The sequence below is a fragment of the Pseudomonas sp. GW456-12-10-14-LB2 genome (assembly GCF_002884345.1).
Lineage (GTDB): Bacteria > Pseudomonadota > Gammaproteobacteria > Pseudomonadales > Pseudomonadaceae > Aquipseudomonas > Aquipseudomonas paraglycinae.
In genome coordinates this window covers 67,429-93,292 of sequence record NZ_POHV01000011.1, presented here as the reverse complement: position 1 = coordinate 93,292, position 25,864 = coordinate 67,429, and the positions used below count along the sequence as shown (strand labels likewise).

Here is a 25,864-nt window from a genome sequence, read left to right as displayed (position 1 = left end):
ACTCGGTTGCAGGCTTGCGAAAAACTTCTGCGCATTGGCAAAAGCAGTTCACCGTTGCAGACGTTCGCGCTGGCATAATCCACCGCAATTCAGGACGGAGAGTGCCCATGTCGCGCTACCTTTTTTTATCCCTCTGCATGATTTTTTCCGTGGCTCAGGCCGACGAAAAAACCACCGCGAATGACGCTCACGATCTGGCTTACAGCCTTGGTGCCAGCCTCGGCGAACGGCTGCGTCAGGAAGTGCCGCAGCTCCAGATTCAGGCGTTGATCGAAGGCCTGCAACAGGCCTATCAAGGCAAGCCGCTGGCATTGAGCGAAGCACGCATCGAGCAGATCCTCGCCGATCACGAATCGCAGACAGCCGAGCAGGCGGCGATGCCTTCGACTGAAGCGGCGATGGAAAGCGAGCGACGTTTTCTCACCGCCGAAAAAGCCAAACCGGGTGTGAAGGAGTTGGCCGACGGCATCCTGCTGACCGAGCTGGCGCCGGGGAATGGCACGAAGGCCGGTCCGGATGGAAAAGTGCAGGTGCTGTACATCGGTCGATTGCCCGACGGCACCGTGTTCGATCAGAACAGCCAGCCGCAGTGGTTCAATCTCGACAGCGTGATCGCCGGCTGGCGCACCGCGTTGCAGAACATGCCGGTCGGTGCGAAGTGGCGACTGGTGATTCCATCGGATCAGGCTTATGGCGCCGACGGTGCCGGCGACTTGATCGCGCCGTTCACACCGCTGGTGTTCGAAGTGGAATTGCGCGGCGCGACCAGTTGATCGCCCAATAAAAAACGGTGCGCTGTGGGCGCACCGTTTCTGTGTCTTGCGAAGTCCGATTCAGGCCTGAACCGAATCCTCTTCCTTGTGTGCGGTATGCAGCACTTCGATCAGGCAGTCTTCCAGTTCGAAGCGCTCGTGGAGCAGGCCGCCCAGTTCCTTGAATTTCTCCGCAACGCATTTGCCTTCATCGCAAAGGTCGTTGAACGCGAGCAGTTTTTCGGTGATGACATCGATCCGCGGATAGATCGTCTCGGCCAGTTCCAGGCCGCGCTTGTCGTTGAAGGCCTTGGCCTCGCCCGTCAGCTGTTCGTAGATCTCGAAGTGGCCGGCCGAGACGTAATCGACCAGCACGCCGCAGAATTCCTGCAAGGGCTTTCGATCCTCGGACAGTGCCTGAGGTTTGGCGCCCAGCTTGTCATAGGCAGCGATCAATTCCTCACGCTCCTGCAGCCAGCGGTCGATCAGCAGATGAACTCCACCCCAACGTTCCTGAGCATTCTGACAACTTTCGAGCATGGCGATCTCTCTTCCCTTGTGGGTCATGCTGCTCTACACCCGCGCCCCTTCTTGTGAATATTGCTTTGAGAGGCGGCCAGGCAGAGCGTCATCGAGCAACACAATTCCAATGACACGTGCGGGCCAGATTATGCCCGCACGCCTATGGCTTCAAGGTACGCAGGAGAGAAAGTTCATACAAGTGTTTAATCCCTGACCAGCACCGGGTGCGACGGTTGGCCGCTGAGCGGTTGCTGCAACGCCATCCAGACCTGCCGCAGCAACTGGTAAACGGCCAGGATCGACATCCCCACAAAAAACAGCAGGCTCCACTCCGGAATGCTCAGATCGAACAGCGTCCAGGACAATTCCGCGCAATCGGCCGTATCGTTGAACATCCGCATCAGCGCGCATAACCACGGCAGGCTGCTGAACATTTCTTCCGGACCCGGCGCGCAATGCGCCAACCTTTGCAGGGAATCACCTTGCAGCAGCACTTGCCGCCACGCCGCTGTCGTCCCGCCAAGACTGGTGAGCAACGCCATCATCCAGTAAAGCGACAGACCGACACGTTGCGGCCCATGGATCGCAGCCACACCACAACAAAGGGTGAGGACGCTCATGAACAGACGCTGGACCAGACACAGACTGCAAGGCACCAGACCGACCGCATATTCAAGGTAATAGGAAGCTCCCAGGGCCAGAATCCCCGCAGTAAAAGCCATAAAGAACAGGGAGCGTGAGCAGGCCAACGACATGGCTTATCCGTAACAATAAAGACAGGCAGTTACGGTAGAGGAAAGGGCCTCGGGCTTTCAAGGCAGGTCACTGGCGACACTTCAGCAGAAGTGTAGGGAAATCCCGACAGGCACCGAAGGATTCGGTGTAGCCCTCTGTAGGACGTTGCTCTGGAGGAGATTTAACGGTAACTATTCCGTCATCGGAAAGAAAAGGAGGAGCACGCTCCTCCTTTCTGATCACGTCCGAACGGCTACGGGCAATGGCGAAGCCAAAAGTCGTTCATCCAGCATACCGAGTCCTTCCTGGAACAGCAGGTTGCTGCGCTCGGTGTCACCCAGCCGGGCCAGCAGGCGCGCCAATTCGGCACACGCTTCCGGATTGCGCTGTACTCGCAGGCTGCTTTCCAGATAGTCCCGTGCCTTGCCCCACAGGCTGGCTTGCAGGCACAGGCGCCCCAGCGTCAGCAGCAGGCTGGCATCACCCGGATGATCCTTGAGCCAGCCTTCGGCCGTCTGCAACTGACGCGCCGGATCGCTGCCGCGCACCAGACCGTAAAGTCGCGCCAGATGGCTGTCGTACTTGCGCTTGAGCGCCGTGCGCAGCACTTCTTCCGCTTCGACCTGAGCACCCAACTGACGCAATTGCTCGGCATAGGCCAACACCAGCGCCGGCTCCTGGCGCTGGGCAGAAGTCAGTTGCTGCCAGGCGCGGTTGAGCGACTGCAAACCGACGGCTCCATCCTCTTCACGCTGGGCCGCCAGGGAAAGGTTTTCCCCCCAAGCACGACGCTCGAGCTCGGACAGTTCGGCCGGTGGCAGGACTTTGTCTTTGCGCAGCTCCGGCAACAGCCGGATCACCGACGACCAGTCACCGCGCTGCTGATGCAGACGCTGCAATTGACGCAAGGTCTGGACATTGTGCGGATGGCGCTCGTGCATCGCCTGCAAGGTGACCAGCGCCCCATCGGTATCACCACGATCGGTCTGCAACTGCGCATGGCTGAGGGCGATCGCCAACTCGGCCTGCGGCTGACGCTCGAGTGCACGCTCAAGCAGGCGATCGCTTTCCTCGTAGTTGCCCTGTTCGTTGGCGGCGCGGGCGGCGCCCAGGTAATACAGCAACGGTTGACGCTCGGCTTCGGCGGCCCGGTAAAGGTGACGTTGGGCACTGGCCCAGCGACCTTCGGCCAGATCGAGCTGACCGTGCTCGATCGCCACTTGCACGCGACGGCTGCGGTTGCGACGCGACCAGGGATTGACCACGCCGCCCGAGGTCAGCACCAGTTCGACCAGCGCCTTGATACCCCAGACCAGCAGCCACAGCACCGCCACCACCGCCAGGGTCGCCCACAGGCTCGATTCATAACGAAAGCTTTTGTAGGCGACCAGCACGTATCCGGAATGCTCGGCAATCGCCAGGCCCAGCGCCGCCGTTGCCGCGATCACCAGAAACACGATCACATACAGGCGCTTCATGGTGTCGCCTCCTGCGCGGTGCTGGCGGCCGGCTTGGCGAAGGGTTTCACCGAGTCTTCGGCGTTGACGTTACGGCGCTCCAGATACGCCTGAACCGCACTCAAGGTTCCAGCGAGATCCGGCGTGTTGACGGTAACCGGTTGCTTGCTCAATTCCGCGACCTGCTCGAGCATGATCTTGCTCTGCGGGTTGTCCGGATTGAAGTTGCCCGTGAGGACGTCACGCGCTTCTGCAAGGGCCTGGGTGTACACCGGCGCCTGACCGTTGAGCGCGGCCCATTGCGCCTGTTCGAGCGAAAGGCTCAGGGCCAGACGCACCTGGCTCAGACTCTGGCCAGCAAGCAGCGGCCGAACATTTTTGTCAGCGTTGAAATCGATGCGGATGTAGCGCGAGATCTGATCCCACCACTGCGCCCAGCGACTGGCGCCGTCGCCATCGGAGGTCAGGCCCAGCAGCGAATCGCCGCGATCCTTGTATTCCGGCGCCAGCTCGGTGAGGCCGACGACCTGATCACGCAAGGCGCCCAGGCGCAGGAACAGCCCGGTGCGATCCGGTTGCTCGGTGCTGCGCAGCGCCACCAGGGTTTTCGCCACTTGCTCACGAGCGGCGAACGAGCCGGGATCATTCTGCTCGCGCAGGATTTCATCGGCACCCTGCACCAGCGCCTGGGCGCTGCTGATGTCCTGGAGGGCGGAAAGACGCAGGCTGGCCAGACGCAGCAAGTGCTCGGCCTCGGCCAGACGCCAGTCCTTGCGGCTGGCGCCAAGGACGGTTTCCAGACGTTGATTGAGGCGCTGCTGATCGCCCTGAAGTTGCGACACCAGACGCTGGCGATCGGCAAGTTCATCAGCGCCGGGCAATTGCGCGAGGCGCTCGGTCAGTCGTTGCTCATTGAGCTTCAGGGTCTGGGCCTGATCGTTCAACGCCTGGACCTGGCTCAACTGATTCTGAGTGCTGGTCTGCAGGTGTCGCACCTGCCAGACACCCCAGCCACCCACCGCAACACCGGCGGCGCCGAGCAGCAGCGCGAGAATGGCCAATCCGTTGCCTCGGCGCGGTTCCGCGGCCGGTGGCGGTGCATCAACCGGTGCATCGATCACAGGTTGAACGTCATCTTTAGGCAAGGCTGTTTCGCTCACGTATCCATCCTTTGCATTAGAGAACGGGCACGGGATGCTCCCGTAACGCCGTCAGCAAGGCCGCGGCACTCGCGCCGCGACAATCCACAACTGTTCGGGCCCCGGCGGCACTGGCCTGCTCGGCAACCCTTGGGCTTGGAACAAACAACGGCAACTGCGCAAGTACAGGCCAGCTGTCGCCAGCCAGTTGGCGCAGGTGCTCGAAACCCTGTCCACTGCTGACCACCAGCCCGTTCAGGCGTTCCGCTGCAATCCTGCGGGGCAGCTCCTGCGGCGGATAGTCCGGCAGGTCGCGACGGTACAACTCCAAGTATTCGACACTAGCACCAAGCGCGCGCAGGCGCTCGGCCAGCAGCTCGCGTCCGCCCTCCCCGCGCAGGATCAACACCTGCGAGCCGGGCTCTGCCACCGCCGCCAGCAGACGCGGCAATTGCAGCAAGGCTTCGCTGTCGTCACCCGCGTCGGGGAAGCTCACATCCAGTCCTTGATCCCGAAGGATAGCGGCGGTCGCCGCGCCCACGCTGAACCACGGCATCGTCAGAGTCGCCAGACCCAGAGCGTCGAGCAGATCCACCGCGATCCGCGCCGCCGGTTTGCTGACCACGATCACCGCGCTGTAACGCGGCAGTTGCGTGATCGTGCGGCGCATTGTGTCAGAGACCGGCAGTGGCGCGATTTCCAAAAGCGGCAGACAGCTGCTGAAAATCCCTTGTTCGGCCAGCACGGTGGCGAGCGCCGAACAGTCCTCCGCCGGGCGCGTCAGCAGCAGGCGCCAAGCGGTCACTCGTGACCTGCCTCGCCGTAGACTGCCTTGAGAATATCGTCGGCGCCCTGGCTGAGCAGGTCTTCAGCCACCTGCACACCCAGCGTCTCGGCTGCGGCACGCGGTGCACGAGCCTGTGCGCTGAGCAGCTTGCCGCCGCTCGGCTCGCCCACCAGGCCGCGAAGCCACAACTGATCGCCTTCGAGCACGGCGTAGCAGGCGATCGGCACCTGGCAGCCGCCATTCAGATGTTTGTTGAGGGCACGCTCGGCGGTGACACGGTCGGCGGTGTCGGCGTGATGCAGGGGCGCGAGCAAGGCATGAATCTCAGCGTCGGCGCTGCGGCATTCGATACCGACGGCGCCCTGGCCACCGGCCGGCAGGCTATCGTCGACGCTGATGGCCAAGGTGATGCGCTCTTCGAAACCGAGGCGGATCAGACCGGCTGCCGCGAGGATGATCGCGTCGTACTCGCCGGCGTCGAGCTTGGCCAGACGGGTGTTGACGTTACCGCGCAGGAAACGGATCTCGAGATCCGGACGGCGCGTCAGCAACTGTGCCTGGCGACGCAGGCTGGAGGTGCCGACGATGCTGCCGGCTGGCAACGCATCGAGGCTGGAATACGTATTGGAGACAAACGCGTCACGCGGATCTTCGCGCTCGCAGATGCAGAACAGACCGAGGCCTTCGGGGAAATCCATCGGCACGTCTTTCATCGAATGCACGGCGATGTCGGCTTCGTTTTCCAGCAGCGCGGTTTCCAGTTCCTTGACGAACAGGCCCTTGCCGCCGATTTTCGACAGGGGCGAATCAAGCAGCTTGTCGCCGCGACTGACCATGGGCACCAGCGTCACCAGCAGGCCCGGGTGGGCTGCTTCCAGACGGGCTTTGACGTATTCGGCCTGCCAGAGGGCCAGAGCACTTTTGCGGGTGGCGATGCGGATTTCGCGAGAGGACATGGATCAATCCGTACTGAATAGATACCGCGGATAATAACAGCTCAGCCAAATCCACTTTGACCTGAATCAGAAACGGCGTGGCCTCCCTGGCCTGCGATGCCTGGTGAATGAAACGAAGAACCGCCCGGAGCCTGCGGACTAAAGCCCCTGCATCATTTTGCGCACGCCCGCCACATGCCGGCGGCTGACGATCAGCGCATCTCCGTTGAGGCCCTTGAGGAACAACTGGAAGTGGCCCAGCGGTGTGCGCTGCAATCGCTCGATGCGGTCGCGGGCGACCAGCGCGTTGCGGTGGATCCGCACGAAGCGCTCGCCGAATTCGTCTTCCAGCGCCTTGAGCGGTTCATCCAGAAGGACTTCGCCACCTTCGTGGCGCAAGGTCACGTATTTGTGGTCGGCAATGAAGTACACCACCTGATCCAGCGGGATCAATTCGATGCCTTTGCGGGTCCGGGCGCTGATGTGGCTGCGCGGGCCGTTACCGCTTTCGGCGGCAGGACGGGTCAGGGCCGAGAGTTGGGCCCGGTTGGGACGTTCAGCCCGTTTCAGGGCGTCATGCAGATGTTCGGTTCGCACGGGTTTCACCACATAGCCCACGGCGCTGGCCTGCAGGGCTTCCACGGCAAATTCATCGGGACCTGCGCAAAACACCACGGCTGGCGGGGTTTCGCGTTCGCACAGACGGGCAGCCACCTGCAGGCCATCGAGGCCCGGCATGCGGATATCGAGCAGTACGATATCCGGCTTGTGGCTGTCGATCAGCGCCAACGCCTCTTCGCCATTGGTGGCGCTGGGCTCCAGGACTGTGTAGCCCTCGAGCTCGCTCACCATTCGGCTGAGTCGCTCGCGGGCCAGTGGTTCGTCATCAACGATCAGGACATTCATATTGCGCTGGATTCCTGCGTGAGTCTCGCACAAGGATAGCGTAGACAAGTGGAGTGACGTCCGTCACCGCGATCCACGCTAAGACTAGCGCGAGCGCCAAAAAGTGCCGTACGTCGGCCGGCAATATTTGCCGACACCTGCAACGTACCGCCTGACGCCCGTCGCCGACTGCGTTTTACGCAGGGTATGCCAATGGCCAATACACCCACCCCTCTCTCTTCTTATAGTCGGTGGCCGGACCTTTGCGCGATCCGCCGCCACGTCGACCCCTATGTCCTACTGTAGACGCTCGTCGGGCCGATATTGCTCAATCGAAAAATATCCTTGCGCAAATCCCCCGGCGACACCGGCGACTATGGATCAGGTCATGAGAAAAAAACGTATCGACCAGTGTCAGCGACAGGATTGGCAACCCTGTTATTATCCGCGCCAGCGTTTCACGCCTTCTTTCTTCAAGCCGATACGAGCGAATTCATGAGCACTGACAAGACCAATCAGTCCTGGGGCGGCCGCTTCAGTGAACCCGTCGACGCCTTCGTCGCCCGCTTCACCGCCTCCGTCACTTTCGACCAGCGCCTGTATCGCCACGACATCATGGGCTCGATCGCCCACGCCACCATGCTGGCCAAGGTCGGCGTGCTGACGGATGCCGAGCGCGACAGCATCATCGATGGCCTGAAGACCATCCAGGGCGAAATCGAGGGCGGCCAGTTCGACTGGCGCGTCGACCTCGAAGACGTGCACATGAACATCGAAGCACGCCTGACCGACCGCATCGGCGTCACCGGCAAGAAGCTGCACACCGGCCGCAGCCGCAACGACCAGGTCGCCACCGACATCCGCCTGTGGCTGCGTGACGAGATCGACCTGATCCTGAGCGAAATCACCCGCCTGCAAAAAGGCCTGCTGGAGCAGGCCGAGCGTGAAGCCGCCAGCATCATGCCGGGCTTCACCCACCTGCAGACCGCTCAGCCGGTGACCTTCGGGCACCACATGCTGGCCTGGTTCGAAATGCTCAGCCGCGACTACGAGCGTCTGGTCGACTGCCGCAAGCGCACCAACCGCATGCCGCTGGGCAGCGCCGCGCTGGCCGGCACCACTTACCCGATCGACCGCGAATACACCGCGCAACTGCTGGGCTTCGACGCCGTCGGCGGCAACTCGTTGGACAACGTGTCCGACCGCGACTTCGCCATCGAATTCTGCTCGGCCGCCAGCATCGCGATGATGCACCTGTCGCGCTTTTCCGAAGAGCTGGTGCTGTGGACCAGCGCGCAGTTCCAGTTCATCGATCTGCCGGACCGTTTCTGCACCGGCAGCTCGATCATGCCGCAAAAGAAAAACCCCGACGTGCCAGAGCTGGTACGCGGCAAGACCGGCCGAGTGTTCGGTGCGCTGATGGGCCTGCTGACCCTGATGAAAGGCCAGCCGCTGGCCTACAACAAGGACAACCAGGAAGACAAGGAACCGCTGTTCGACGCCGCCGACACCCTGCGCGACTCGTTGCGCGCCTTTGCCGACATGATCCCGGCGATCAAGCCTAAGCACGCGATCATGCGTGAAGCGGCGCTGCGCGGCTTCTCCACTGCCACTGACCTGGCCGACTACCTGGTACGCCGTGGCCTGCCGTTCCGTGATTGCCACGAGATCGTCGGTCATGCCGTGAAGTACGGCGTCGACACCGGCAAGGATCTGGCGGAAATGAGCCTGGAAGAACTGCGCCAGTTCAGCGACCAGATCGAGCAGGACGTGTTTGCCGTGCTGACCCTGGAAGGCTCGGTGAATGCCCGTGACCACATCGGCGGCACTGCGCCGGCGCAGGTCAAGGCTGCCGTGGTTCGTGGTCAGGCGTTGATCGCCAGCCGCTAAAAGCCAAAAACATCGCTGGCAAGCCAGCTCCCACAGGTTCAGTGTCGAACATGCAATTGTGTTTCAACCGAAAACCCTGTGGGAGCGGGCTTGCCCGCGATGACTGATTTCAAAACGCTACAAAATGCTACTTTTTGGCTGCGATCATCGCCAAAAACGCCGGCATCGCCGCATCCTTGTCCGCTGCAATCTTCTGCACATGCGCATTCTGCTCAAGCCGCTCCAGCAGCGCCTTGGCCTTCGGCATCTCCGCCAGCAAATCCAGACCGAACAGCTTGTGCCCCACGGCAGCCGCCAGCGGCACGCTGTAGAGGAAATACAAATCCGCAATGCTCAAGCTGTCGCCCGCTACATACGGGGCGAACTTGCCGTGGCGCCCCAGCGCTGCAAAGCCCAGCAGCAATTCAGCCTTGGTTTTCTCCTTGATCGCCTCCGGCAGCGCCGTACCGAAAAACGCTTCGCCGTAACAGGCTCGTGCCGGCAGCTCGATATACAGCTCGATTTCCTTGGCCACTGCCAGCACCTGAGCACGGGCAAACGGCTCGGTCGGCAACAGCGGGACCCCCTTTTGACTGCTTTCGAGGTATTCGAGCATCACCATCGTTTCGTTGATGTAACCACCTTCGGCCCCCAGCACCGGCACCTTGCCACGCGGGCTGATGGCCAGAGACTCAGGCGTAGGCGTCGGGTAGAACGTGACCTCTTCGAACGGCAGGCCTTTTTCCAGCAGCGCCAGTTTGACCATGTTGTAGTAGTTGCTGACGGAGAATCCATAGAGCTTGAACATCACATAGCCTCCAGGCCGTGCGGGGTGGGCAGTGCCTGTTTATAGATCGCACCAGGGATTCGCGCCAGCAGCATCACGCTGCTGAATGCGGGTAAACTGGCGCCTTTCCTTGAGGAGCCTGCCATGAGCGAGCCGACTGACATCGACAATGATGAAGAAGAGTTCACCGAATCGACGCTGATCGAAGCGATCGAGAACCAGATCGAAAGCGACAACCCGCCAGCGGCCAAGGCAACCTTCAACAAGCTGACGCTGGTCGGTTACGAGCGTGATGACATCCTGAATCTGATGGCCCACGTGCTGGCCTGTGAAATCGACGCGATGCTCGACGAAGACCGCGCGTTCGATACCGAGTGGTACGAAACCGCGCTGCGCGCACTGCCGGAACTGCCACCGGAAAAGCAGTAAACGGCCCCACCCTGTGGGAGCAGGCCTGCTCCCACACAATTTGTCACCCATCTGCCCGGCCTTCTGCTGCCCCCTGACTACACTGGAATCCACCCCGGGATAAAAACCCTGACACGCGCACTGGACAGGCCGCGCCGGCAGGTTCACCTTAGGGGCGCTGTCGTCCAATTCCTAGAAAGTCTGGAGTCCTTATGTCGCTTACCCCTGAGTTGGTTGCCGAACTGGAAGTCCTCGCACTCTTCAACCTGGACAGTTCCCAGGAAGGTCTGAAAATTCATCAGACCGCTGCCCCGAAGCACATTGCCGCCGCACAACGCCTGTTCGAAAAAGAACTGACAGACCAGCCTGATGGCGGTTACCTGACCAGCCTCGGTCGCGATGCCGCACAGAACGTGCAAACCGTACTGACGATTCTCAAAGAGCAGCAAACCGCCTGATCCTCCCGACTTTGCCCACGGAAACCCCTGCCACGGGATTTCCGCGGGCCAGCCATGAACGTCGCCCATCGCCGCGCGATAGAAATCTGACGTCAAAAAACAAATTCAGCTTAAAACTCCTGCCGCTCAGGCGCTAAACTCCCGGACACCCGAGACCCTTTGCCTCCGAGCCCTGCGCGCCGGTTTGAGCCGACATGACCCGCACCCATGAAATCCGCCCCGACCTGGACGAAGGCATCGACCGCAAGGTACTCAGCCAGCTACGTGCACGTTTTCTCAAACTCAATGAAGGCCGCCTGAACCGGGCGCTGGAAGGTCTGTCGACGCGCCAGCAAAGCGTGCTCACGCTGCTGCCACTGTTTTTCCACGTCAATCATCCGCTGCTGCCCGGCTATGTCTCGGGCAGTACGCCGGCCGGGCTGTCGAATTACGAACCCGACGCCGATGTGCTGGCCGAAGCTCAGCGCCTGACGCGCTCGTTCTCCTATAAGCCGCGTCACGGCAGCAACCCGCCACGGCCGATTCATGGGCTGTTCCTGATGGGCAGCCTCGGCACGCTGGCCCAGGCCGACCAGAGCGACATGGATGTGTGGGTCTGCCACGCCCCCGACCTGAGCGACAGCGAACTGGCCGAGCTGCGCAAGAAATGCCAGCTGCTCGAAACCTGGGCGGCCAGCCAGGGGGCCGAAGCGCACTTCTTCCTGATCGACCCGGTGCGCTTCGTCAAAGGCGAGCGCGACACCCAGCTCAGCTCCGAAGATTGCGGCACCACCCAGCATTACCTGCTGCTGGACGAGTTCTACCGCACCGCGATCTGGCTCGCCGGGCGCACGCCGATCTGGTGGCTGGTGCCGGTCTACGAAGAACGTGCCTACGACGCGTACACCCACACGCTGATTTCCAAACGTTTCATCCGCAATGATGAAACCCTCGACCTGGGGCCGATGGCGCACATTCCGCCGGGCGAGTTCGTCGGCGCCGGGCTGTGGCAACTGTTCAAGGGCATTGAGTCACCTTACAAATCGGTGCTCAAGCTGCTGCTGACCGAGGTTTACGCCAGCGAACATCCGCAGGTGCAATGTCTGAGCCTGCGCTTCAAGCAGGCGGTGTTCGCCAACCGGCTGGATCTCGACGAGCTGGACCCGTACATGGTGGTCTACCGGCGGATCGAGGAATACCTCACTGCGCGCAACGAGCCGGAGCGCCTGGAGTTGGTACGCCGCGCGCTGTACCTCAAGGTCAACCGCAAGCTCACCGGCAACACCCGCACCCAGAGCTGGCAGCGTTCACTGCTGGAAAGACTGGCCAGCGAATGGCACTGGGATCAGCGGCAACTGGCGCTGCTCGACAGCCGCAGCCAGTGGAAAGTCCGCCAGGTCAGCGCCGAGCGCCGGGCGCTGGTCAACGAACTGAATTACAGCTACCGCTTCCTGACCCAGTTCGCCCGCACCGAACAGACTGTCAGCCTGATCAACAAGCGCGACCTCAACGTTCTAGGCCGGCGCCTGTATGCAGCATTCGAACGCAAGGCCGACAAGGTCGAGTTCATCAATCCCGGCATCGCCCCGGACCTGGCCGAAGACACCCTGACCCTGGTGCAATCACCGAACAAAAAGGAACCGGGACAAACCCAGTGGGGCCTGTACAACGGCAGCCTGACGGCGCTGGAGTGGGAACACTTCGCGCCGATCAAGCGCAGCCGCGAGTTGCTGGAGCTGCTGACCTGGTGCCACCGCAACGGCGTGATCGACAGCAGCACCCGACTGGCCCTGCACCCCGGCACCAGCGATTTGAGCGAGTTCGAGCTGTTCAACCTGCTCGGCAGCCTGCAACAAAGCATCCCCCTGCCCTTGTCGACCGTCGCCGAAGAACCGCTGCTGCGCGCCGCCGTGCCGAGCGAAGTGCTGATGCTGGTGAATGTCGGGGTCGATCCGCTCAAGCATCACCGCGACCTGAACATCCTGATGACCACCGAGCGTACCGATTCGCTGAGCTACGCCGGTGTGCGCGAGAACCTGGTGTTGACCCTGGATCAGGTCACGCTCAACAGCTGGAACGAAGTGCTGGTCAACCGCTTCGATGGCCCGCATGCCCTGATGGACTGCCTGCGCGATTACCTCAACAACCTGCCGCGCGGGCCGCAACAACCCTCGCTGCGAGTGCGCTGCTTCTGTCACAACCGCGCGCAGTTCATCGCCCGCCGGGTGGAAGAAATCGTCGACACCGCGCAGACCCTGTTGCTCAGTGATCTGAATCACCGCTATCTGATCCAGGTGCAGCAGCACTATCACGTGCTGGAGCTGGTGCCGGGCCAGGTCAGCCATGTCGCCCTCGCCACCCTGCCGGCGCTGCTCGATTACCTGGGCGAGGAACAGCCGCGCTACAGCCCGCTGCACCTGGACCCGATGGCGCTGGAAGACCACGACCTGGCGTTGATCCTGCCGATGGGCCAGCCCGAATGCATTCAGGTGTTCTACCGGATCACCGAGCGAACCGCCGAGCTGTACGTACTCGACGAGTTCAATGCGCTGTGGCAACAGCACTTGCCCTATCACGACGAGCAAAGCCTGTTGGTGCCGTTGCAGCGGTTCCTGCAATCGATCCAGTTCCGCCGCGAAGCGCTGCTGCCGATGGATGCGGGCCATGCCGCCAGCCTTGAAATCTTGTATTACCAGTTATTGCCATCGGGGCCGGGACGCGCGCGACGGGTCGAAATGCGCCCGGCGCCGCAGACGCCGGTCAACAAACCGTTCTACGACGTGCAGGCGATCGTCGGCAAAGCCGCGCCCGGCGAGGTGCAGGTCACGCTCTATTGCAATCAACGGGAATTCAGCGAGCTGGAACATGGCGACCAGCTGTTCAGCGTGGTCGCCCGGGAGATCGTCGGGCAGCGCCGGGAAAGCGAGCGCTACCGCTGCTACATCACCGACCTGGACCTGTCGGGTGTGATCGGTGACGGGCAGAGTTCGAGCAATCTGTATCTGCGTTACAAGGCCGACCTGGAACGCTCTCTGAACGAGGCGCTCGAGCAGGTCTGAGGCGGGTTACTCCGGGAAATCACCGCCGTTGGCCGGCTGCGATTCGACTTCGAGCAAAGTCAGTTTCAGGATCTTGCCACCCGGAGCCGGCCAGTCGATGTGCTGACCAACCTTCAAGCCCAGCAGCGCACTGCCGACCGGGGCCAGGATCGAGACTTTGCCTTCGTCGGCGTTGGCGTGCTTCGGGTAGACCAGGGTCAGGTGGTAGTCCTTGCCACTGCTCTCTTCGCGGCAGTGCACACGGGAATTCATCGTCACGACATCGGCAGGCACTTCATCGTGACCGACCAGGGTATCGGCGCGGTCCAGTTCGGTTTGCAGCGCGATCACGCCCGGCAGCGTGTCATCCAGGCTGTCGATCAGGCGCTCCAGACGTTGCACGTCCAGACGGGTAAGGGTGATGGAAGGTGCGGTCATGATCCGGGCAGACTCCTTTCTTCTGCACACAAAAAAAGCAAAACCCCGCCAAAAAAGACGGGGTTTTCACCAGGCCTCGATGGGTTGAGGCGTTTCCGGACACTATCACAGCTCAAAAAATATACAAGCTACGCTCCGGCGAGCTGCCGGCGCTGAGCCGCCTGCGCGCAAATCACCCGGCGGCGCTCGTCATCGGCCGAACGCCACTCGCGGATGTCTTCGACATGGCGCATGCAGCCGAGGCAGACCTTCTGTTCATCCAGCCGGCACACGCCGGTGCACGGAGAAGGGACGGCCGGGCTGACGTTGCTGTAGAGCGGCTTCGGCGGACGGACGGGCGCAGTATCAGTCACGAAATCACAGGCCTTCGAAATCGAATTCGGTGCCGGCCTGCTGCTTGACGATGCGCTCGAGCATTTCGCCCAGCTGTTCTTCGCTCTTGTCGCACATCCAGCGTTCGCTTTCTTCGTCGTAGTCGAAGTGGAAACCGCCGGACACCGCGGCCAGCCACAGCTGACGCAACGGTTCCTGACGACTGAAGATCAGCTGGGTGCCGTTCTCGAACTTGACGGTCAGCACACCGGCCGAGTTCTCCATGTCGATGTCCAGGTCGCTGTCGTCGAAGATGTCTTCCAGTTTTTCCTGGGTTTCATCGACCAGATCGTGGAAACGGGCTTCGGACAAACTCATTGCGGCAACCTCAAAAAATGTCTGATCAGGCTCAAGCGCCGCAAGATACGGACGCTGCCAGCCGATTGCAAAGGATAACGACCAAGCGCCCTGCCCGGCGACGAAATATCCACCCGCCACGCGGGAAAAGTTTCCGCGCCGCAGCCCGAGCCCCGCCGGACGGGAGTTCCGTCGCATAGGCAAGCTGCCGGGTGGCCGGTATACTCCGGCGCAATTAATGCATTTTCAAGGATTTCGCCATGAAGCGCCTGATCTCTTCCCTTGCTGCGCTCGTCGCGGTTGCCTGTCTCGTTTCGGCCTGCGGTCAGAAAGGCCCGCTGTACCTGCCCGATGAAGATCAGGACCCGGCCGAGCAAGCCCAGTCTTCGCAAAAGCAGCCTGTCTCCAAGGCACACAAGCACGACGTTTACTAAGGGATCGCCATGGACGCTTTTAACTACCGTGGCGGGGAACTGTTCGCGGAAGGTGTGGCGCTGTCCGCCATCGCCGATCGCTTCGGCACACCGACCTACGTCTACTCCCGCGCGCACATCGAGGCCCAGTACCTGGCCTACGCCGACGCGCTGGCCGGCATGCCGCACCTGGTGTGCTTCGCGGTCAAGGCCAATTCCAACCTCGGCGTCCTGAATGTCCTGGCCCGTATCGGTGCCGGTTTCGACATCGTTTCCCGTGGCGAGCTGGAGCGTGTTCTGGCCGCCGGCGGCAGCCCGGACAAGATCGTGTTCTCCGGCGTCGGCAAGACCCGTGACGACATGCGCCGTGCGCTGGAAGTCGGTGTGCATTGCTTCAACGTCGAATCCACCGACGAGCTGGAGCGCCTGCAAGTGGTCGCCGCCGAACTGGGCGTTCGCGCGCCGATCTCGCTTCGCGTGAACCCCGACGTCGATGCCGGCACCCACCCGTACATTTCCACCGGTCTCAAAGAAAACAAGTTCGGCATCGCCATCGCCGACGCCGAAGACGTGTACGTGCGTGCCGCGCACCTGCCGAACCTGGAAGTGGTCGGCGTCGACTGCCACATCGGTTCGCAACTGACCACCCTGCCTCCGTTCCTCGATGCCCTCGATCGCCTGCTGGATCTGGTCGATCGCCTCGGTGATTGCGGCATCCACCTGCGCCACATCGATCTCGGTGGCGGCCTGGGTGTGCGCTATCGCGATGAAGAGCCGCCGCTGGCCGCCGATTACATCAAGGCTGTACGCGAGCGTCTGGTCGGTCGTGATCTGGCGCTGGTGTTCGAACCGGGCCGCTTCATCGTCGCCAACGCCGGCGTGCTGCTGACTCAGGTCGAGTACCTCAAGCACACCGAGCACAAAGACTTCGCCATCGTCGACGCGGCCATGAACGACCTGATCCGCCCGGCGCTGTACCAGGCCTGGATGGACGTGACCCCGGTCAAGCCACGCGATACTGCTGCGCGTACCTACGACATCGTCGGCCCGATCTGCGAAACCGGCGACTTCCTCGCCAAGGAACGCGAACTGGCGCTGGAAGAAGGCGATCTGCTGGCCGTGCATTCGGCCGGTGCCTACGGTTTCGTGATGAGCTCCAACTACAACACTCGCGGCCGTGCCGCTGAAGTGCTGGTGGATGGTGATCAGGCATTTGAAGTGCGTCGCCGCGAAACCGTGGCCGAGCTGTTTGCCGGCGAAAGCCTGCTGCCGGAGTAACCCCATGCTGCTGCGTTTTACCAAGATGCACGGCCTGGGCAACGACTTCATGGTTCTCGACCTGGTCAGCCAGCACGCGCATATTCAGCCCAAGCACGCAAAAATGTGGGGCGACCGGCACACCGGCATCGGTTTCGACCAATTGCTGATCGTCGAAGCGCCGAGCAATCCGGATGTGGATTTCCGTTACCGGATCTTCAACTCCGACGGTTCCGAAGTGGAGCAGTGCGGCAACGGTGCGCGCTGCTTCGCCCGCTTCGTGCTCGACAAGCGCCTGACCGCCAAACGTCAGATCCGCGTCGAGACCAAGGGCGGCATCATCGAACTGGACGTGCGTAATGACGGCCAGATCGGCGTGAACATGGGCGCCCCGCGCCTGGTGCCGGCGGACATTCCGTTCCAGGCGCCGGAACAGGCCCTGAGTTATCAGGTCGATGTCGACGGTACGCCGGTGGATCTGGCGGCGGTGTCCATGGGCAACCCCCATGCGGTGCTGCGGGTCAGCGATATCAACACTGCACCGGTGCATGAACTGGGGCCGAAAATCGAACACCATCCGCGCTTTCCGGCGCGGGTCAACGTCGGTTTTCTCCAGGTCATCGACCGCCATCGCGCGCAACTGCGCGTCTGGGAACGCGGCGCCGGGGAAACCCAGGCCTGCGGCACCGGTGCCTGCGCTGCTGCTGTAGCTGCGATCAGTCAGGGGTGGATGGATTCGCCACTGCTGATCGACCTGCCGGGCGGGCGTCTGTCCATTGAGTGGGCAGGCCCCGGCCAACCGGTGTTGATGACCGGCCCGGCAGTGCGCGTATACGAAGGACAAGTGCGTCTTTGAGTGAGCAGAAGCCATGACCGATAAGCCTCAGGTACCCGCCCGACAGTCCGGTGAATCAGCGTCCGAGAGCCTGGAGGCGGCAGCGGTTGCCGCGTACCTGGAGGCTCATCCGGACTTCTTCGTCGAGCATGAAGAACTGCTGCCGTCCCTGCGCATCCCCCATCAGCGCGGCGATACCGTCTCGCTGGTCGAGCGTCAGATGGCCATCCTGCGCGACCGCAACATCGAGATGCGTCACCGTCTCTCCCACTTGATGGACGTCGCCCGGGACAACGATCGCCTGTTCGACAAGACCCGTCGCCTGATCCTTGCGCTGATGGACGCCGCCACTCTGGAAGATGTGGTGATCAGCGTCGAAGACAGCCTGCGTCAGGATTTTCAGGTGCCCTTCGTCAGCCTGATCCTGCTGGGCGACAACCCGGCCCCGGTCGGCCGCTGGGTGACCCACGCCGACGCGCAAACCGCCATCGGCGGATTGCTCACCGAAGGCAAGAGCGTCAGCGGCAGCCTGCGTGAGCATGAGCTGGACTTCCTGTTCGGCGAAGAACAGCGCAAGCAGATCGGCTCCACCGCCGTGGTCGCCGTCAGCCATCAAGGCATCCACGGAATCCTGGCCATCGCCAGCCGTGATCCGCAGCACTACAAGAGCTCGGTCGGCACGCTGTTCCTCAGCTACATCGCCGAAGTCATGGGTCGCGTGCTGCCACGGGTCAACAGCTCCCTGCGCTCGGTACGCTGAGCATGGAACGACAACTGGACGCTTACTGCGAACACCTGCGCAGTGAGCGGCAGGTGTCGCCGCACACGCTGTCGGCCTACCGACGCGACCTCGACAAAGTCCTCGGCTGGTGCAACAAACAGAACATCGATAGCTGGCAGGCGCTGGACATCCAGCGCCTGCGCAGCCTGATCGCCCGCCTGCATGCCCAGGGCCAGTCCTCACGCAGTCTGGCGCGCCTGCTCTCAGCGGTGCGCGGGCTCTATCACTATCTGAATCGTGAAGGTCTCTGCGATCACGATCCGGCCACCGGCCTGGCACCGCCCAAAGGCGAACGCCGGCTGCCGAAAACCCTCGACACCGATCGCGCCCTGCAACTGCTTGAAGGTGCCGTGGAGGACGATTTCCTCGCGCGGCGCGATCAGGCGATTCTGGAGTTGTTCTATTCCTCCGGACTGCGTCTGTCGGAGCTGACCGGGCTCAATCTCGATCAGCTCGATCTGGCCGACGGCATGGTTCAGGTGCTCGGCAAGGGCAGCAAGACGCGTCTGTTGCCCGTCGGCAAAAAGGCCCGGGAAGCACTGGAGCAATGGCTGCCGCTGCGGGCGCTGACCAATCCGGCGGACGACGCGGTATTCGTCAGCCAGCAAGGCCGACGCCTTGGCCCGCGCGCGATTCAGGTTCGGGTCAAACTCGCCGGCGAGCGCGAACTGGGGCAGAACCTGCACCCGCACATGCTGCGGCACTCCTTCGCCAGCCATTTGCTCGAGTCCTCTCAGGACCTGCGAGCGGTGCAGGAACTGCTCGGCCACTCGGACATCAAGACCACCCAGATCTATACCCACCTGGACTTCCAGCACCTGGCGGCGGTCTACGACAGCGCCCATCCACGGGCCAAACGCATGAAAGGCGACGATTCATGAGCATCCAGTTGATCACCTTCGACCTCGACGACACCTTGTGGGACACCGCCCCGGTGATCGTCAGCGCCGAAGCGGTTTTGCGCGAATGGCTGAGCGAACATGCGCCGAATCTGGGCGCGGTGCCGGTCGAGCATCTGTGGTCGATCCGCGAGCGGGTGCTGGCCAACGAACCGGGCCTGAAGCACCGCATCAGCGCGTTGCGCCGGCGCGTGCTGTTCGATGCGCTGGAAGAAGCCGGGTACGCCCACGGCGAAGCGTCGGATCTGGCGGACAAGAGTTTTGAAGTGTTTCTGCATGCGCGGCATCAGATCGAGGTGTTCCCGGAGGTCGAGCCGATCCTGGAAACCCTCGCCAAGCATTACGCCCTCGGGGTGGTCACCAACGGCAACGCCGATGTCCGTCGTCTCGGGCTGGCGGATTACTTCAAGTTTGCGTTGTGTGCCGAAGACATCGGCATAGCCAAGCCGGATGCTCGACTGTTCCATGAAGCGTTGCAGCGCGGCGGCGTGAGCGCCGAAGCCGCTGTGCATATCGGCGATCACCCGGGGGATGACATCGCCGGGGCGCAGCAGGCCGGTCTGCGAGCGATCTGGTTCAACCCGGCCGGCAAGGACTGGGAAGCGGAGCGCCTGCCGGATGCCGAGATTCGCAGCCTGAACGATCTGCCTGCCGTACTCGCTCGCTGGAACAGCCGCGGCTAGATTTCTTTCGCCCATGAAAAAGCCCGCAGCGACGGCGGGCTTTTTCAGCAAGCAAGCGACACGCCTCAGATAGGGCGGCTGCCGTACTTGTTGTCCGGCTTCTTGGGCGGATCGGCGACCACGTTGGCCTCCACTTCCTGCACCTTGCCGCCGCGCGCAAGGAACTCTTCCATGGCCTTGGCCAGGGCATCGCGCTCCTTGTTCTTGGCTTCGATGCTCGGCAACTCGTCGACCGACACCGCAGCCTTGGCCTTGCCTTTGGCAGCCGGGGCCGGCGTATCGTCACCGCCATCGTCTTCAGCAACGTCTTCCGCTGCTGCTTCCAGACCGTCTTCGGCCTCGTCTTCGTCGCCTACTTCGAGGTCGTCGTTTTCCAGATCATCGTCGCTCATGTTCTACCTCATGACTTGCGAAAAGCAGATTAGTTATAGACCAGCTTTGGCGACTGTCGAAAGTCGCCGGAAAAAAATCGGTAACCATTGGTGACCAACGGTTTATGCCCCTTCACCGTGCAAGGTGGCGAGGACTTTACGGGCACCGCCATGATCACGGTGCTCGCCCAGGTAAACGCCTTGCCAGGTGCCCAGTGCCAGTCGGCCCGCCGTTACCGGCAAACTGATCTGGCAGCCCAGCACGCTGGCCTTGAAGTGCGCCGGGAGGTCGTCCAGGCCTTCGTCGTTATGCTCATAGCCGTCTGCTCCTTGTGGGATCAGACGATTGAAAAATCGTTCGAAGTCGCGACGTACCGCCGGATCGGCGTTCTCGTTGATGGTCAACGACGCCGAGGTATGCTGCAGCCACAAATGCAACAGACCGACCCGGCATGCCTTGAGTTCAGGCAGGCCGGCGAGCAACTCGTCCGTCACCAGATGAAAGCCCCGGGGCCGTGCCCGCAGGGTTATCAGAGTCTGTTGCCACATACAGTTCTCCGCACGTTCGGGGCGCATTCTAGCGCGCTCTGGAAAAAAACAAAGGCCCTAATATTCCTTCAATGATGTAAGCCTTTGGCCGCAGAAAAACACTCGTCGTAAACACGACCAAAGCAGTACGAAAAATCCTTTCAGCTGTATCAGGGAAGACAAATTCCAGACAAAAAAATGCCCGGCGAGCCGGGCAATTTTTTTGCGGCGCGTGCTTACAGGTTGTAGCCGCGCTCGTTGTGTTGTGCCAGATCCAGGCCGACCGATTCTTCTTCCTCGGTCACGCGCAGACCCATCACGGCATCCAGTACCTTGAGGATGATGAAGGTGACGATCGCGGTGTAGATCACGGTGAAGCCGACGCCTTTGCACTGAATCCAGACTTGTGCGGCGATGTCGGTGACGGTGCCGAAGCCACCCAGCGACGGTGCAGCAAACACACCGGTCAGGATCGCGCCGAGGATACCGCCGATACCGTGCACGCCGAAGGCGTCCAGGGAGTCGTCATAACCGAGTTTGCGTTTCAGGGTGGTAGCGCAGAAGAAGCACACCACGCCTGCCGCCAGACCGATCACCAGTGCGCCCATCGGGCCCACGGTGCCAGCCGCCGGAGTGATCGCGACCAGACCTGCGACGACGCCGGATGCGATACCCAGTGCGCTTGGTTTGCCGTGAGTGATCCACTCGGCGAACATCCAGCCCAGTGCCGCAGCGGCGGTCGCGATCTGGGTCACCAGCATCGCCATGCCGGCGGTGCCGTTGGCGGCAGCAGCGGAACCGGCGTTGAAGCCGAACCAGCCAACCCACAGCATCGCTGCGCCCATCAGGGTGTAACCCAGATTGTGTGGCGCCATCGGGGTGGTCGGGAAGCCTTTGCGTTTACCCAGTACCAGGCAGGCAATCAGACCGGCCACACCGGCGTTGATGTGCACCACGGTGCCGCCGGCGAAGTCGAGTACGCCCCAGTCCCACATCAGGCCGCCGTTGCCGGACCAGACCATGTGCGCGATCGGTGCGTAGACCAGGGTGAACCAGATGCCCATGAAGATCAGCATCGCGGAGAATTTCATCCGCTCGGCGAACGCACCGACGATCAGCGCCGGGGTGATGATTGCGAAGGTCATCTGGAAGGTGATGAAGACCGCCTCGGGGAACAGCGCCGCCGGGCCGGTCAGGCTCGCTGGGGTGACGCCGGCCAGGAACGCCTTGCCGAAACCGCCCACGAACGAGTTGAAGTTGACGACGCCCTGCTCCATGCCGGTGGTGTCGAACGCGATGCTGTAGCCGTAAATGACCCACAGGACGCTGATCAGACCGGTAATGGCGAAGCACTGCATCATCACGGAAAGAATGTTTTTCGACCGAACCATGCCGCCGTAGAACAGCGCGAGGCCGGGAATGGTCATGAACAGCACGAGGGCTGTGGAGGTGAGCATCCAGGCGGTGTCGCCGGAGTTCAGGACTGGAGCTGCCACTTCGTCTGCCGCCATGGCCAGGCCGGGCATTACGATAGACAACAGGGCTCCTAGCCCTGCGAATTTACGCAGAGTCATATTGTTTTCTCCTGGGGCGTTGGGTTTGTGGCGGCGTTTAGATCGCGTCGGTATCGGTTTCGCCGGTACGGATGCGGATCGCCTGTTCCAGATTGACCACGAAGATCTTGCCGTCACCGATCTTGCCGGTGTTGGCAGCCTTGGTTATCGCCTCGATAACCCGATCCAGATCCTTGTCGTCGATGGCAACGTCGATTTTCACCTTGGGCAGAAAATCGACCACATACTCCGCGCCGCGATACAGCTCGGTGTGACCCTTCTGCCGACCGAAGCCTTTGACTTCAGTAACGGTAATGCCCTGCACGCCGATTTCGGACAGCGACTCGCGCACGTCGTCCAACTTGAACGGCTTGATGATGGCAGTGACTAGCTTCATGAAACTCTCTCCCGAATTGGTGGACTTGCCCCAGGAAAACAAACCCGACTCAAGTCTAAGCGCAGTGCCTGGCTTTGTAACGCTTCGTTGTCGACGCCAGCTAACCGCTCCAGACGAAACTCCCCGCTCCGTCTGCCGCACTGCATTCGTCACAGCGACTGCATCAGTGCATGGGTCGAAGGTGACTAAGCAGAAAGCTTGCCATCTCGCCAAAAACCACTGATTTCAATCCCTTGGCCGCTGCGGCAGATGCCATCACCCAAATGGCACTCGGGATACGCACAACAACGGTGCGCGGCCGTGCATCCAGTTGCGCGAAAAGCGTGCATCCGTGCCTGCGCCAATGACTATAGACACTGCGTGATACACTGCCGGCCATTGTTTCCAGGACATATCCCATGCTCGCGCCCAAAGACTTCCTCGACGCCCTGAGCGGCACCGCCTCCCGCCTGTTCAGCGGCGACACGCCCTTGCCGAAAGCCGAAATAGAAAGCCAGTTCAAGATGCTGCTGCAAAGCGCCTTCAGCAAACTGGACCTGGTGAGCCGCGAAGAGTTTGACAGTCAGATGGTAGTGCTGGCGCGCACTCGCGCCCGGCTCGAGAGCCTTGAGGCGAAGGTGGCGGAGCTGGAAGCGAAGCTGACGCCGCCGGCTGAGTGAGTCCTCATCCTAGTCTGCCACTGGCTGGCGGAATTTCGTTGATGCTTGCGCCAGCGATCAAACATGCATAACCTCGGGATACGCGAGTGTGTCCACTAAGGATGCGCAGGCCTTGGCCTCACCGAAGCCTGCAACTGAAAACCGTCTCCTCAAGGCGGTTTTTTTTTCGCCTCGAGATAGCTGCAACAATCGGTTTTCTGAGGAGTAGTCACAGCAACTGTTCAGCTCCCCGCCGTACGACCTTGAATTCAGATCAAGCGCAATGCGCCAGCCACTCCACTTGATCACGGACGGAAGCTCCTCTCTAAACTCCCGCTTTTCGCAAATCGTAAGTCGACTGAAGATTCATCCAGAACTCAGTCGTGGTGTTGAGGTGAATGGCCAGCCTGATTGCCAGATCGGCGCAGATCCTGAGCTGGCATTTCACAAGCTTCTCGATCTCGGTTTCAGGCCAGTTTGTGGGCATGGCCAAGTCCATGACCGTCATGCCCAACGGCTCCATGAATTCCTTATTCAGAACCTCACCCGGATGAATCGGGCGCATACCATTGCGGTCCATTTTTCGCCTCCAGAGGCTGCATTGAGCGGCCAAACTGGAGCATCCGACTTTGCGATACAAGACCGTCGGGTCGCTTTCGCTGGCGTCCTACAACTATTAGGGCATGCCCCTACAAAAATCAGCGTCTGCGCCTATTTATGTTGTCCTTACGCCTGTCATTACATTAGCGACACCCATCAGGAATGAGGTCTCTGTGAAGGATAAAAAGAGAAAGACAAAGCTACTTCAGGTTGTTGAACTACACCTCGAAGCACTCCGACTGGCTGGAAATATGTCAGCCAATCAACGGAGGTTTATTGAAGTCGCCGTTACGTGCGGACCTGAGCTTGAGCCAAGTGGTCCGTTAGCAGGCAGAAGATGAATGCATAGGCCCGCAAAACCGCTTTCTGATACGTCTTGTAAACCTCTACTCAAACGCTAGAACCCCGCTCAACTACCCTTCAAAAACCCGCAGGAAGCGGCCCCTGTCTTTTCAAGGAACGACCATGTCACTCGCCATCGTCCACAGCCGCGCCCAGATTGGCGTGGATGCTCCCGCCGTCACCGTCGAAGTCCACCTGGCCAACGGCCTGCCCTCGCTGACCATGGTCGGCCTGCCCGAAGCCGCGGTGAAAGAGAGCAAGGACCGGGTGCGCAGTGCGATCATCAATTCGGGGCTGCAGTTTCCGGCGCGGCGGATCACGCTGAATCTGGCGCCGGCTGATTTGCCCAAGGATGGCGGGCGGTTCGATCTGGCGATTGCGCTGGGGATTCTGTCGGCGAGTGTGCAGGTGCCGACGTTGACGCTGGATGACGTGGAGTGCCTTGGCGAACTGGCGTTGTCCGGTGCCGTGCGGGCGGTGCGCGGGGTGTTGCCGGCGGCACTGGCAGCGCGCAAGGCCGGGCGGACGCTGGTGGTGCCACGGGCGAATGCCGAGGAGGCTTGTCTGGCATCTGGGCTGAGGGTGATCGCGGTGGATCATCTGCTGGAGGCCGTGGCGCATTTCAACGGGCATACGCCGGTCGAGCCTTATGTCTCGGATGGGCTGATCCATGCCGCGAAACCCTATCCCGACCTGAATGAAGTACAGGGCCAACTGGCCGCCAAACGGGCGCTGCTGATTGCCGCCGCCGGTGCCCACAACCTGCTGTTCAGCGGGCCACCGGGGACGGGCAAGACGTTGCTGGCAAGTCGATTACCCGGTTTGCTGCCACCGCTGGCCGAGAGCGAAGCGCTGGAGGTGGCGGCGATTCAATCCGTCGCCAGCGGCGCACCGTTGACCCACTGGCCGCAGCGCCCGTTTCGCCAGCCGCATCACTCGGCCTCCGGGCCGGCACTGGTCGGTGGCAGCTCAAAACCGCAACCCGGCGAAATCACGCTCGCCCATCACGGCGTACTGTTTCTCGATGAACTGCCCGAGTTTGATCGCAAGGTGCTGGAGGTTCTGCGCGAACCGCTGGAATCCGGCTGCATCGTCATCGCACGGGCCAAGGAAAGGGTGCGGTTTCCCGCGAGATTCCAGCTGGTGGCGGCGATGAATCCCTGTCCCTGTGGATATCTTGGCGAACCGAGCGGCAAGTGTTCGTGCACGCCGGACATGGTGCAGCGCTATCGCAACAAACTGTCGGGGCCGTTGCTGGACCGGATCGATTTGCACCTGACGGTGGCGCGGGAGGCGACAGCGTTGAACCCTGCGGTGAAACCGGGAGAGGACAGCGCCAGCGCGGCCACATTGGTCGCAGAGGCCCGCGATCGTCAGCAAAAACGCCAGGGCTGTGCCAATGCATTTCTCGATTTGCCGGGGCTGAAGAAGCACTGCAAGTTATCCACAGCCGATGAAACCTGGCTGGAGACGGCGTGCGAAAGACTGACCTTGTCGCTGCGCTCGGCGCATCGGCTGCTCAAGGTCGCGCGGACGCTGGCGGATCTGGAGAAGTGCGCGGATATCAGTCGCGAACATCTGGCCGAAGCGTTGCAGTATCGGCCGGCGACTCAGTAAGTGTCGAGGTCGTGGCGGGCCCAAACGCAAGCAGGCTCGCTCTCACAGGTCCAACAAAAAACCTGTGGGAGCGAGCCTGCTCGCGATAGCTA

General features: G+C 61.6%; 29 protein-coding genes. 13 read left to right on the top strand and 16 right to left on the bottom strand.

The window, feature by feature from the left end:
• Window positions 1–107: 107 nt before the first annotated feature.
• Window positions 108–773 carry an FKBP-type peptidyl-prolyl cis-trans isomerase gene (locus C1X29_RS09865; protein WP_085746772.1) on the top strand — a complete coding sequence of 222 codons (666 nt, stop codon included), beginning with the start codon at window positions 108–110 and terminating at the stop codon, window positions 771–773.
• Between the two features lie 60 nt (window positions 774–833).
• On the opposite strand, the gene C1X29_RS09860 is transcribed toward C1X29_RS09865, so the two are convergent.
• From C1X29_RS09860 to C1X29_RS09830, 7 genes are all read right to left on the bottom strand, one after another.
• Entirely contained in the window at window positions 834–1,292 is a 459-nt protein-coding gene (locus C1X29_RS09860) for an Rsd/AlgQ family anti-sigma factor (RefSeq protein WP_007951863.1), read from the bottom strand.
• 185 nt (window positions 1,293–1,477) lie between these two features.
• Window positions 1,478–2,029, bottom strand: coding sequence for a disulfide bond formation protein B (locus C1X29_RS09855; RefSeq protein WP_085746773.1), 552 nt, complete (start codon window positions 2,027–2,029; stop codon window positions 1,478–1,480).
• A 219-nt stretch (window positions 2,030–2,248) separates the two neighbouring features.
• On the bottom strand, window positions 2,249–3,487 hold the full coding sequence (locus C1X29_RS09850; RefSeq protein WP_102717326.1) for a heme biosynthesis protein HemY: 1,239 nt from the start codon (window positions 3,485–3,487) through the stop codon (window positions 2,249–2,251).
• Window positions 3,484–4,626 (bottom strand): uroporphyrinogen-III C-methyltransferase, encoded by a 1,143-nt coding sequence (locus C1X29_RS09845; RefSeq protein WP_102717325.1) that lies wholly within the window; start codon window positions 4,624–4,626, stop codon window positions 3,484–3,486. Before C1X29_RS09845 ends, C1X29_RS09850 begins: the two co-directional genes overlap by 4 nt.
• A gap of 16 nt (window positions 4,627–4,642) precedes the next feature.
• The gene (locus C1X29_RS09840) at window positions 4,643–5,410 is read right to left on the bottom strand and encodes a uroporphyrinogen-III synthase (RefSeq protein WP_102717324.1); all 768 of its coding nucleotides are present in this window, start codon (window positions 5,408–5,410) and stop codon (window positions 4,643–4,645) included.
• Window positions 5,407–6,348 (bottom strand): hydroxymethylbilane synthase, encoded by a 942-nt coding sequence (gene hemC, locus C1X29_RS09835; protein WP_102717323.1) that lies wholly within the window; start codon window positions 6,346–6,348, stop codon window positions 5,407–5,409. Before hemC ends, C1X29_RS09840 begins: the two co-directional genes overlap by 4 nt.
• A 138-nt stretch (window positions 6,349–6,486) precedes the next feature.
• The gene (locus C1X29_RS09830; protein ID WP_007951875.1) at window positions 6,487–7,233 is read right to left on the bottom strand and encodes a LytTR family DNA-binding domain-containing protein; all 747 of its coding nucleotides are present in this window, start codon (window positions 7,231–7,233) and stop codon (window positions 6,487–6,489) included.
• A 474-nt stretch (window positions 7,234–7,707) separates the two neighbouring features.
• Here C1X29_RS09830 and argH point away from each other — a divergent pair, with 474 nt between their 5' ends.
• On the top strand, window positions 7,708–9,102 hold the full coding sequence (gene argH / locus C1X29_RS09820) for an argininosuccinate lyase (protein ID WP_102717322.1): 1,395 nt from the start codon (window positions 7,708–7,710) through the stop codon (window positions 9,100–9,102).
• A 127-nt stretch (window positions 9,103–9,229) separates the two neighbouring features.
• Here the strand turns inward: argH and C1X29_RS09815 are convergent, their stop codons facing one another.
• Window positions 9,230–9,889 (bottom strand): glutathione S-transferase, encoded by a 660-nt coding sequence (locus C1X29_RS09815; RefSeq protein ID WP_102717321.1) that lies wholly within the window; start codon window positions 9,887–9,889, stop codon window positions 9,230–9,232.
• A gap of 123 nt (window positions 9,890–10,012) precedes the next feature.
• Between C1X29_RS09815 and C1X29_RS09810 the strand changes: the two genes are divergently transcribed.
• From C1X29_RS09810 to C1X29_RS09800, 3 genes are all read left to right on the top strand, one after another.
• Window positions 10,013–10,297, top strand: coding sequence for a hypothetical protein (locus tag C1X29_RS09810; RefSeq protein WP_007951881.1), 285 nt, complete (start codon window positions 10,013–10,015; stop codon window positions 10,295–10,297).
• A 191-nt stretch (window positions 10,298–10,488) separates the two neighbouring features.
• Window positions 10,489–10,734, top strand: a complete 246-nt coding sequence (locus C1X29_RS09805; protein ID WP_007951883.1) for a TIGR02647 family protein — start codon at window positions 10,489–10,491, stop codon at window positions 10,732–10,734.
• Window positions 10,735–10,928: 194 nt separating this feature from the next.
• A complete protein-coding gene (locus C1X29_RS09800; RefSeq protein WP_102717320.1) occupies window positions 10,929–13,772 on the top strand; it encodes a class I adenylate cyclase in 2,844 nt (947 codons plus the stop codon).
• Between the two features lie 6 nt (window positions 13,773–13,778).
• Here the strand turns inward: C1X29_RS09800 and rnk are convergent, their stop codons facing one another.
• The 3 genes from rnk to cyaY form a co-directional block, all read right to left on the bottom strand.
• Window positions 13,779–14,189 carry a nucleoside diphosphate kinase regulator gene (gene rnk / locus C1X29_RS09795; protein WP_102685857.1) on the bottom strand — a complete coding sequence of 137 codons (411 nt, stop codon included), beginning with the start codon at window positions 14,187–14,189 and terminating at the stop codon, window positions 13,779–13,781.
• Window positions 14,190–14,317: 128 nt separating this feature from the next.
• Window positions 14,318–14,542 (bottom strand): DUF1289 domain-containing protein, encoded by a 225-nt coding sequence (locus tag C1X29_RS09790; protein WP_045121669.1) that lies wholly within the window; start codon window positions 14,540–14,542, stop codon window positions 14,318–14,320.
• Between the two features lie 4 nt (window positions 14,543–14,546).
• Complete coding sequence (gene cyaY / locus C1X29_RS09785; RefSeq protein WP_007951887.1) at window positions 14,547–14,879, bottom strand: iron donor protein CyaY; 333 nt, start codon at window positions 14,877–14,879, stop codon at window positions 14,547–14,549.
• Between the two features lie 239 nt (window positions 14,880–15,118).
• Between cyaY and C1X29_RS09780 the strand changes: the two genes are divergently transcribed.
• The 6 genes from C1X29_RS09780 to C1X29_RS09755 are packed head-to-tail and all read left to right on the top strand — an operon-like array spanning window position 15,119 to window position 19,726.
• Window positions 15,119–15,292, top strand: coding sequence for a lipoprotein (locus tag C1X29_RS09780; RefSeq protein ID WP_007951888.1), 174 nt, complete (start codon window positions 15,119–15,121; stop codon window positions 15,290–15,292).
• Between the two features lie 9 nt (window positions 15,293–15,301).
• Window positions 15,302–16,549, top strand: coding sequence for a diaminopimelate decarboxylase (gene lysA, locus C1X29_RS09775; protein ID WP_102685858.1), 1,248 nt, complete (start codon window positions 15,302–15,304; stop codon window positions 16,547–16,549).
• A 4-nt stretch (window positions 16,550–16,553) separates the two neighbouring features.
• Window positions 16,554–17,384 carry a diaminopimelate epimerase gene (gene dapF / locus C1X29_RS09770; RefSeq protein ID WP_011336523.1) on the top strand — a complete coding sequence of 277 codons (831 nt, stop codon included), beginning with the start codon at window positions 16,554–16,556 and terminating at the stop codon, window positions 17,382–17,384.
• Window positions 17,385–17,397: 13 nt separating this feature from the next.
• On the top strand, window positions 17,398–18,123 hold the full coding sequence (locus C1X29_RS09765) for a DUF484 family protein (RefSeq protein WP_007951894.1): 726 nt from the start codon (window positions 17,398–17,400) through the stop codon (window positions 18,121–18,123).
• A gap of 2 nt (window positions 18,124–18,125) precedes the next feature.
• A complete protein-coding gene (gene xerC, locus C1X29_RS09760) occupies window positions 18,126–19,025 on the top strand; it encodes a tyrosine recombinase XerC (protein ID WP_085746782.1) in 900 nt (299 codons plus the stop codon).
• On the top strand, window positions 19,022–19,726 hold the full coding sequence (locus C1X29_RS09755) for an HAD family hydrolase (protein ID WP_102717319.1): 705 nt from the start codon (window positions 19,022–19,024) through the stop codon (window positions 19,724–19,726). Before xerC ends, C1X29_RS09755 begins: the two co-directional genes overlap by 4 nt.
• A gap of 65 nt (window positions 19,727–19,791) precedes the next feature.
• Here the strand turns inward: C1X29_RS09755 and sutA are convergent, their stop codons facing one another.
• The 4 genes from sutA to glnK all read right to left on the bottom strand — a co-directional run bounded on the left by sutA (window position 19,792) and on the right by glnK (window position 22,575).
• Complete coding sequence (gene sutA, locus C1X29_RS09750) at window positions 19,792–20,118, bottom strand: transcriptional regulator SutA (RefSeq protein WP_007951900.1); 327 nt, start codon at window positions 20,116–20,118, stop codon at window positions 19,792–19,794.
• A gap of 102 nt (window positions 20,119–20,220) precedes the next feature.
• A complete protein-coding gene (locus C1X29_RS09745) occupies window positions 20,221–20,646 on the bottom strand; it encodes a secondary thiamine-phosphate synthase enzyme YjbQ (RefSeq protein WP_011336526.1) in 426 nt (141 codons plus the stop codon).
• A 215-nt stretch (window positions 20,647–20,861) separates the two neighbouring features.
• Window positions 20,862–22,199, bottom strand: a complete 1,338-nt coding sequence (locus C1X29_RS09740; protein ID WP_007951904.1) for an ammonium transporter — start codon at window positions 22,197–22,199, stop codon at window positions 20,862–20,864.
• A 37-nt stretch (window positions 22,200–22,236) separates the two neighbouring features.
• Window positions 22,237–22,575 (bottom strand): P-II family nitrogen regulator, encoded by a 339-nt coding sequence (gene glnK, locus C1X29_RS09735; RefSeq protein ID WP_002555808.1) that lies wholly within the window; start codon window positions 22,573–22,575, stop codon window positions 22,237–22,239.
• Window positions 22,576–22,973: 398 nt separating this feature from the next.
• On the opposite strand from glnK, the gene C1X29_RS09730 reads away from it, so the two are divergent.
• Window positions 22,974–23,234, top strand: a complete 261-nt coding sequence (locus C1X29_RS09730; RefSeq protein ID WP_011336527.1) for an accessory factor UbiK family protein — start codon at window positions 22,974–22,976, stop codon at window positions 23,232–23,234.
• Window positions 23,235–23,538: 304 nt separating this feature from the next.
• On the opposite strand, the gene C1X29_RS09725 is transcribed toward C1X29_RS09730, so the two are convergent.
• Entirely contained in the window at window positions 23,539–23,793 is a 255-nt protein-coding gene (locus C1X29_RS09725; RefSeq protein WP_102717318.1) for a HigA family addiction module antitoxin, read from the bottom strand.
• Window positions 23,794–24,278: 485 nt separating this feature from the next.
• On the opposite strand from C1X29_RS09725, the gene C1X29_RS09720 reads away from it, so the two are divergent.
• Window positions 24,279–25,772 carry a YifB family Mg chelatase-like AAA ATPase gene (locus C1X29_RS09720; RefSeq protein ID WP_085746788.1) on the top strand — a complete coding sequence of 498 codons (1,494 nt, stop codon included), beginning with the start codon at window positions 24,279–24,281 and terminating at the stop codon, window positions 25,770–25,772.
• Window positions 25,773–25,864: the final 92 nt, after the last annotated feature.

Excerpts from the sequence above, each read along its gene's own strand:
- C1X29_RS09865 (WP_085746772.1), top strand. The coding sequence starts at position 108 with ATGTCGCGCTACCTTTTTTTATCCCTCTGCATGATTTTTTCCGTGGCT.
- C1X29_RS09860 (WP_007951863.1), bottom strand. The coding sequence starts at position 1,292 with ATGCTCGAAAGTTGTCAGAATGCTCAGGAACGTTGGGGTGGAGTTCAT.
- C1X29_RS09855 (WP_085746773.1), bottom strand. The coding sequence starts at position 2,029 with ATGTCGTTGGCCTGCTCACGCTCCCTGTTCTTTATGGCTTTTACTGCG.
- C1X29_RS09850 (WP_102717326.1), bottom strand. The coding sequence starts at position 3,487 with ATGAAGCGCCTGTATGTGATCGTGTTTCTGGTGATCGCGGCAACGGCG.
- hemC (WP_102717323.1), bottom strand. The coding sequence starts at position 6,348 with ATGTCCTCTCGCGAAATCCGCATCGCCACCCGCAAAAGTGCTCTGGCC.
- C1X29_RS09830 (WP_007951875.1), bottom strand. The coding sequence starts at position 7,233 with ATGAATGTCCTGATCGTTGATGACGAACCACTGGCCCGCGAGCGACTC.
- argH (WP_102717322.1), top strand. The coding sequence starts at position 7,708 with ATGAGCACTGACAAGACCAATCAGTCCTGGGGCGGCCGCTTCAGTGAA.
- C1X29_RS09815 (WP_102717321.1), bottom strand. The coding sequence starts at position 9,889 with ATGTTCAAGCTCTATGGATTCTCCGTCAGCAACTACTACAACATGGTC.
- C1X29_RS09810 (WP_007951881.1), top strand. The coding sequence starts at position 10,013 with ATGAGCGAGCCGACTGACATCGACAATGATGAAGAAGAGTTCACCGAA.
- C1X29_RS09805 (WP_007951883.1), top strand. The coding sequence starts at position 10,489 with ATGTCGCTTACCCCTGAGTTGGTTGCCGAACTGGAAGTCCTCGCACTC.
- C1X29_RS09800 (WP_102717320.1), top strand. The coding sequence starts at position 10,929 with ATGACCCGCACCCATGAAATCCGCCCCGACCTGGACGAAGGCATCGAC.
- rnk (WP_102685857.1), bottom strand. The coding sequence starts at position 14,189 with ATGACCGCACCTTCCATCACCCTTACCCGTCTGGACGTGCAACGTCTG.
- cyaY (WP_007951887.1), bottom strand. The coding sequence starts at position 14,879 with ATGAGTTTGTCCGAAGCCCGTTTCCACGATCTGGTCGATGAAACCCAG.
- C1X29_RS09780 (WP_007951888.1), top strand. The coding sequence starts at position 15,119 with ATGAAGCGCCTGATCTCTTCCCTTGCTGCGCTCGTCGCGGTTGCCTGT.
- lysA (WP_102685858.1), top strand. The coding sequence starts at position 15,302 with ATGGACGCTTTTAACTACCGTGGCGGGGAACTGTTCGCGGAAGGTGTG.
- dapF (WP_011336523.1), top strand. The coding sequence starts at position 16,554 with ATGCTGCTGCGTTTTACCAAGATGCACGGCCTGGGCAACGACTTCATG.
- C1X29_RS09765 (WP_007951894.1), top strand. The coding sequence starts at position 17,398 with ATGACCGATAAGCCTCAGGTACCCGCCCGACAGTCCGGTGAATCAGCG.
- xerC (WP_085746782.1), top strand. The coding sequence starts at position 18,126 with ATGGAACGACAACTGGACGCTTACTGCGAACACCTGCGCAGTGAGCGG.
- C1X29_RS09755 (WP_102717319.1), top strand. The coding sequence starts at position 19,022 with ATGAGCATCCAGTTGATCACCTTCGACCTCGACGACACCTTGTGGGAC.
- sutA (WP_007951900.1), bottom strand. The coding sequence starts at position 20,118 with ATGAGCGACGATGATCTGGAAAACGACGACCTCGAAGTAGGCGACGAA.
- C1X29_RS09745 (WP_011336526.1), bottom strand. The coding sequence starts at position 20,646 with ATGTGGCAACAGACTCTGATAACCCTGCGGGCACGGCCCCGGGGCTTT.
- C1X29_RS09740 (WP_007951904.1), bottom strand. The coding sequence starts at position 22,199 with ATGACTCTGCGTAAATTCGCAGGGCTAGGAGCCCTGTTGTCTATCGTA.
- glnK (WP_002555808.1), bottom strand. The coding sequence starts at position 22,575 with ATGAAGCTAGTCACTGCCATCATCAAGCCGTTCAAGTTGGACGACGTG.
- C1X29_RS09730 (WP_011336527.1), top strand. The coding sequence starts at position 22,974 with ATGCTCGCGCCCAAAGACTTCCTCGACGCCCTGAGCGGCACCGCCTCC.
- C1X29_RS09725 (WP_102717318.1), bottom strand. The coding sequence starts at position 23,793 with ATGGACCGCAATGGTATGCGCCCGATTCATCCGGGTGAGGTTCTGAAT.
- C1X29_RS09720 (WP_085746788.1), top strand. The coding sequence starts at position 24,279 with ATGTCACTCGCCATCGTCCACAGCCGCGCCCAGATTGGCGTGGATGCT.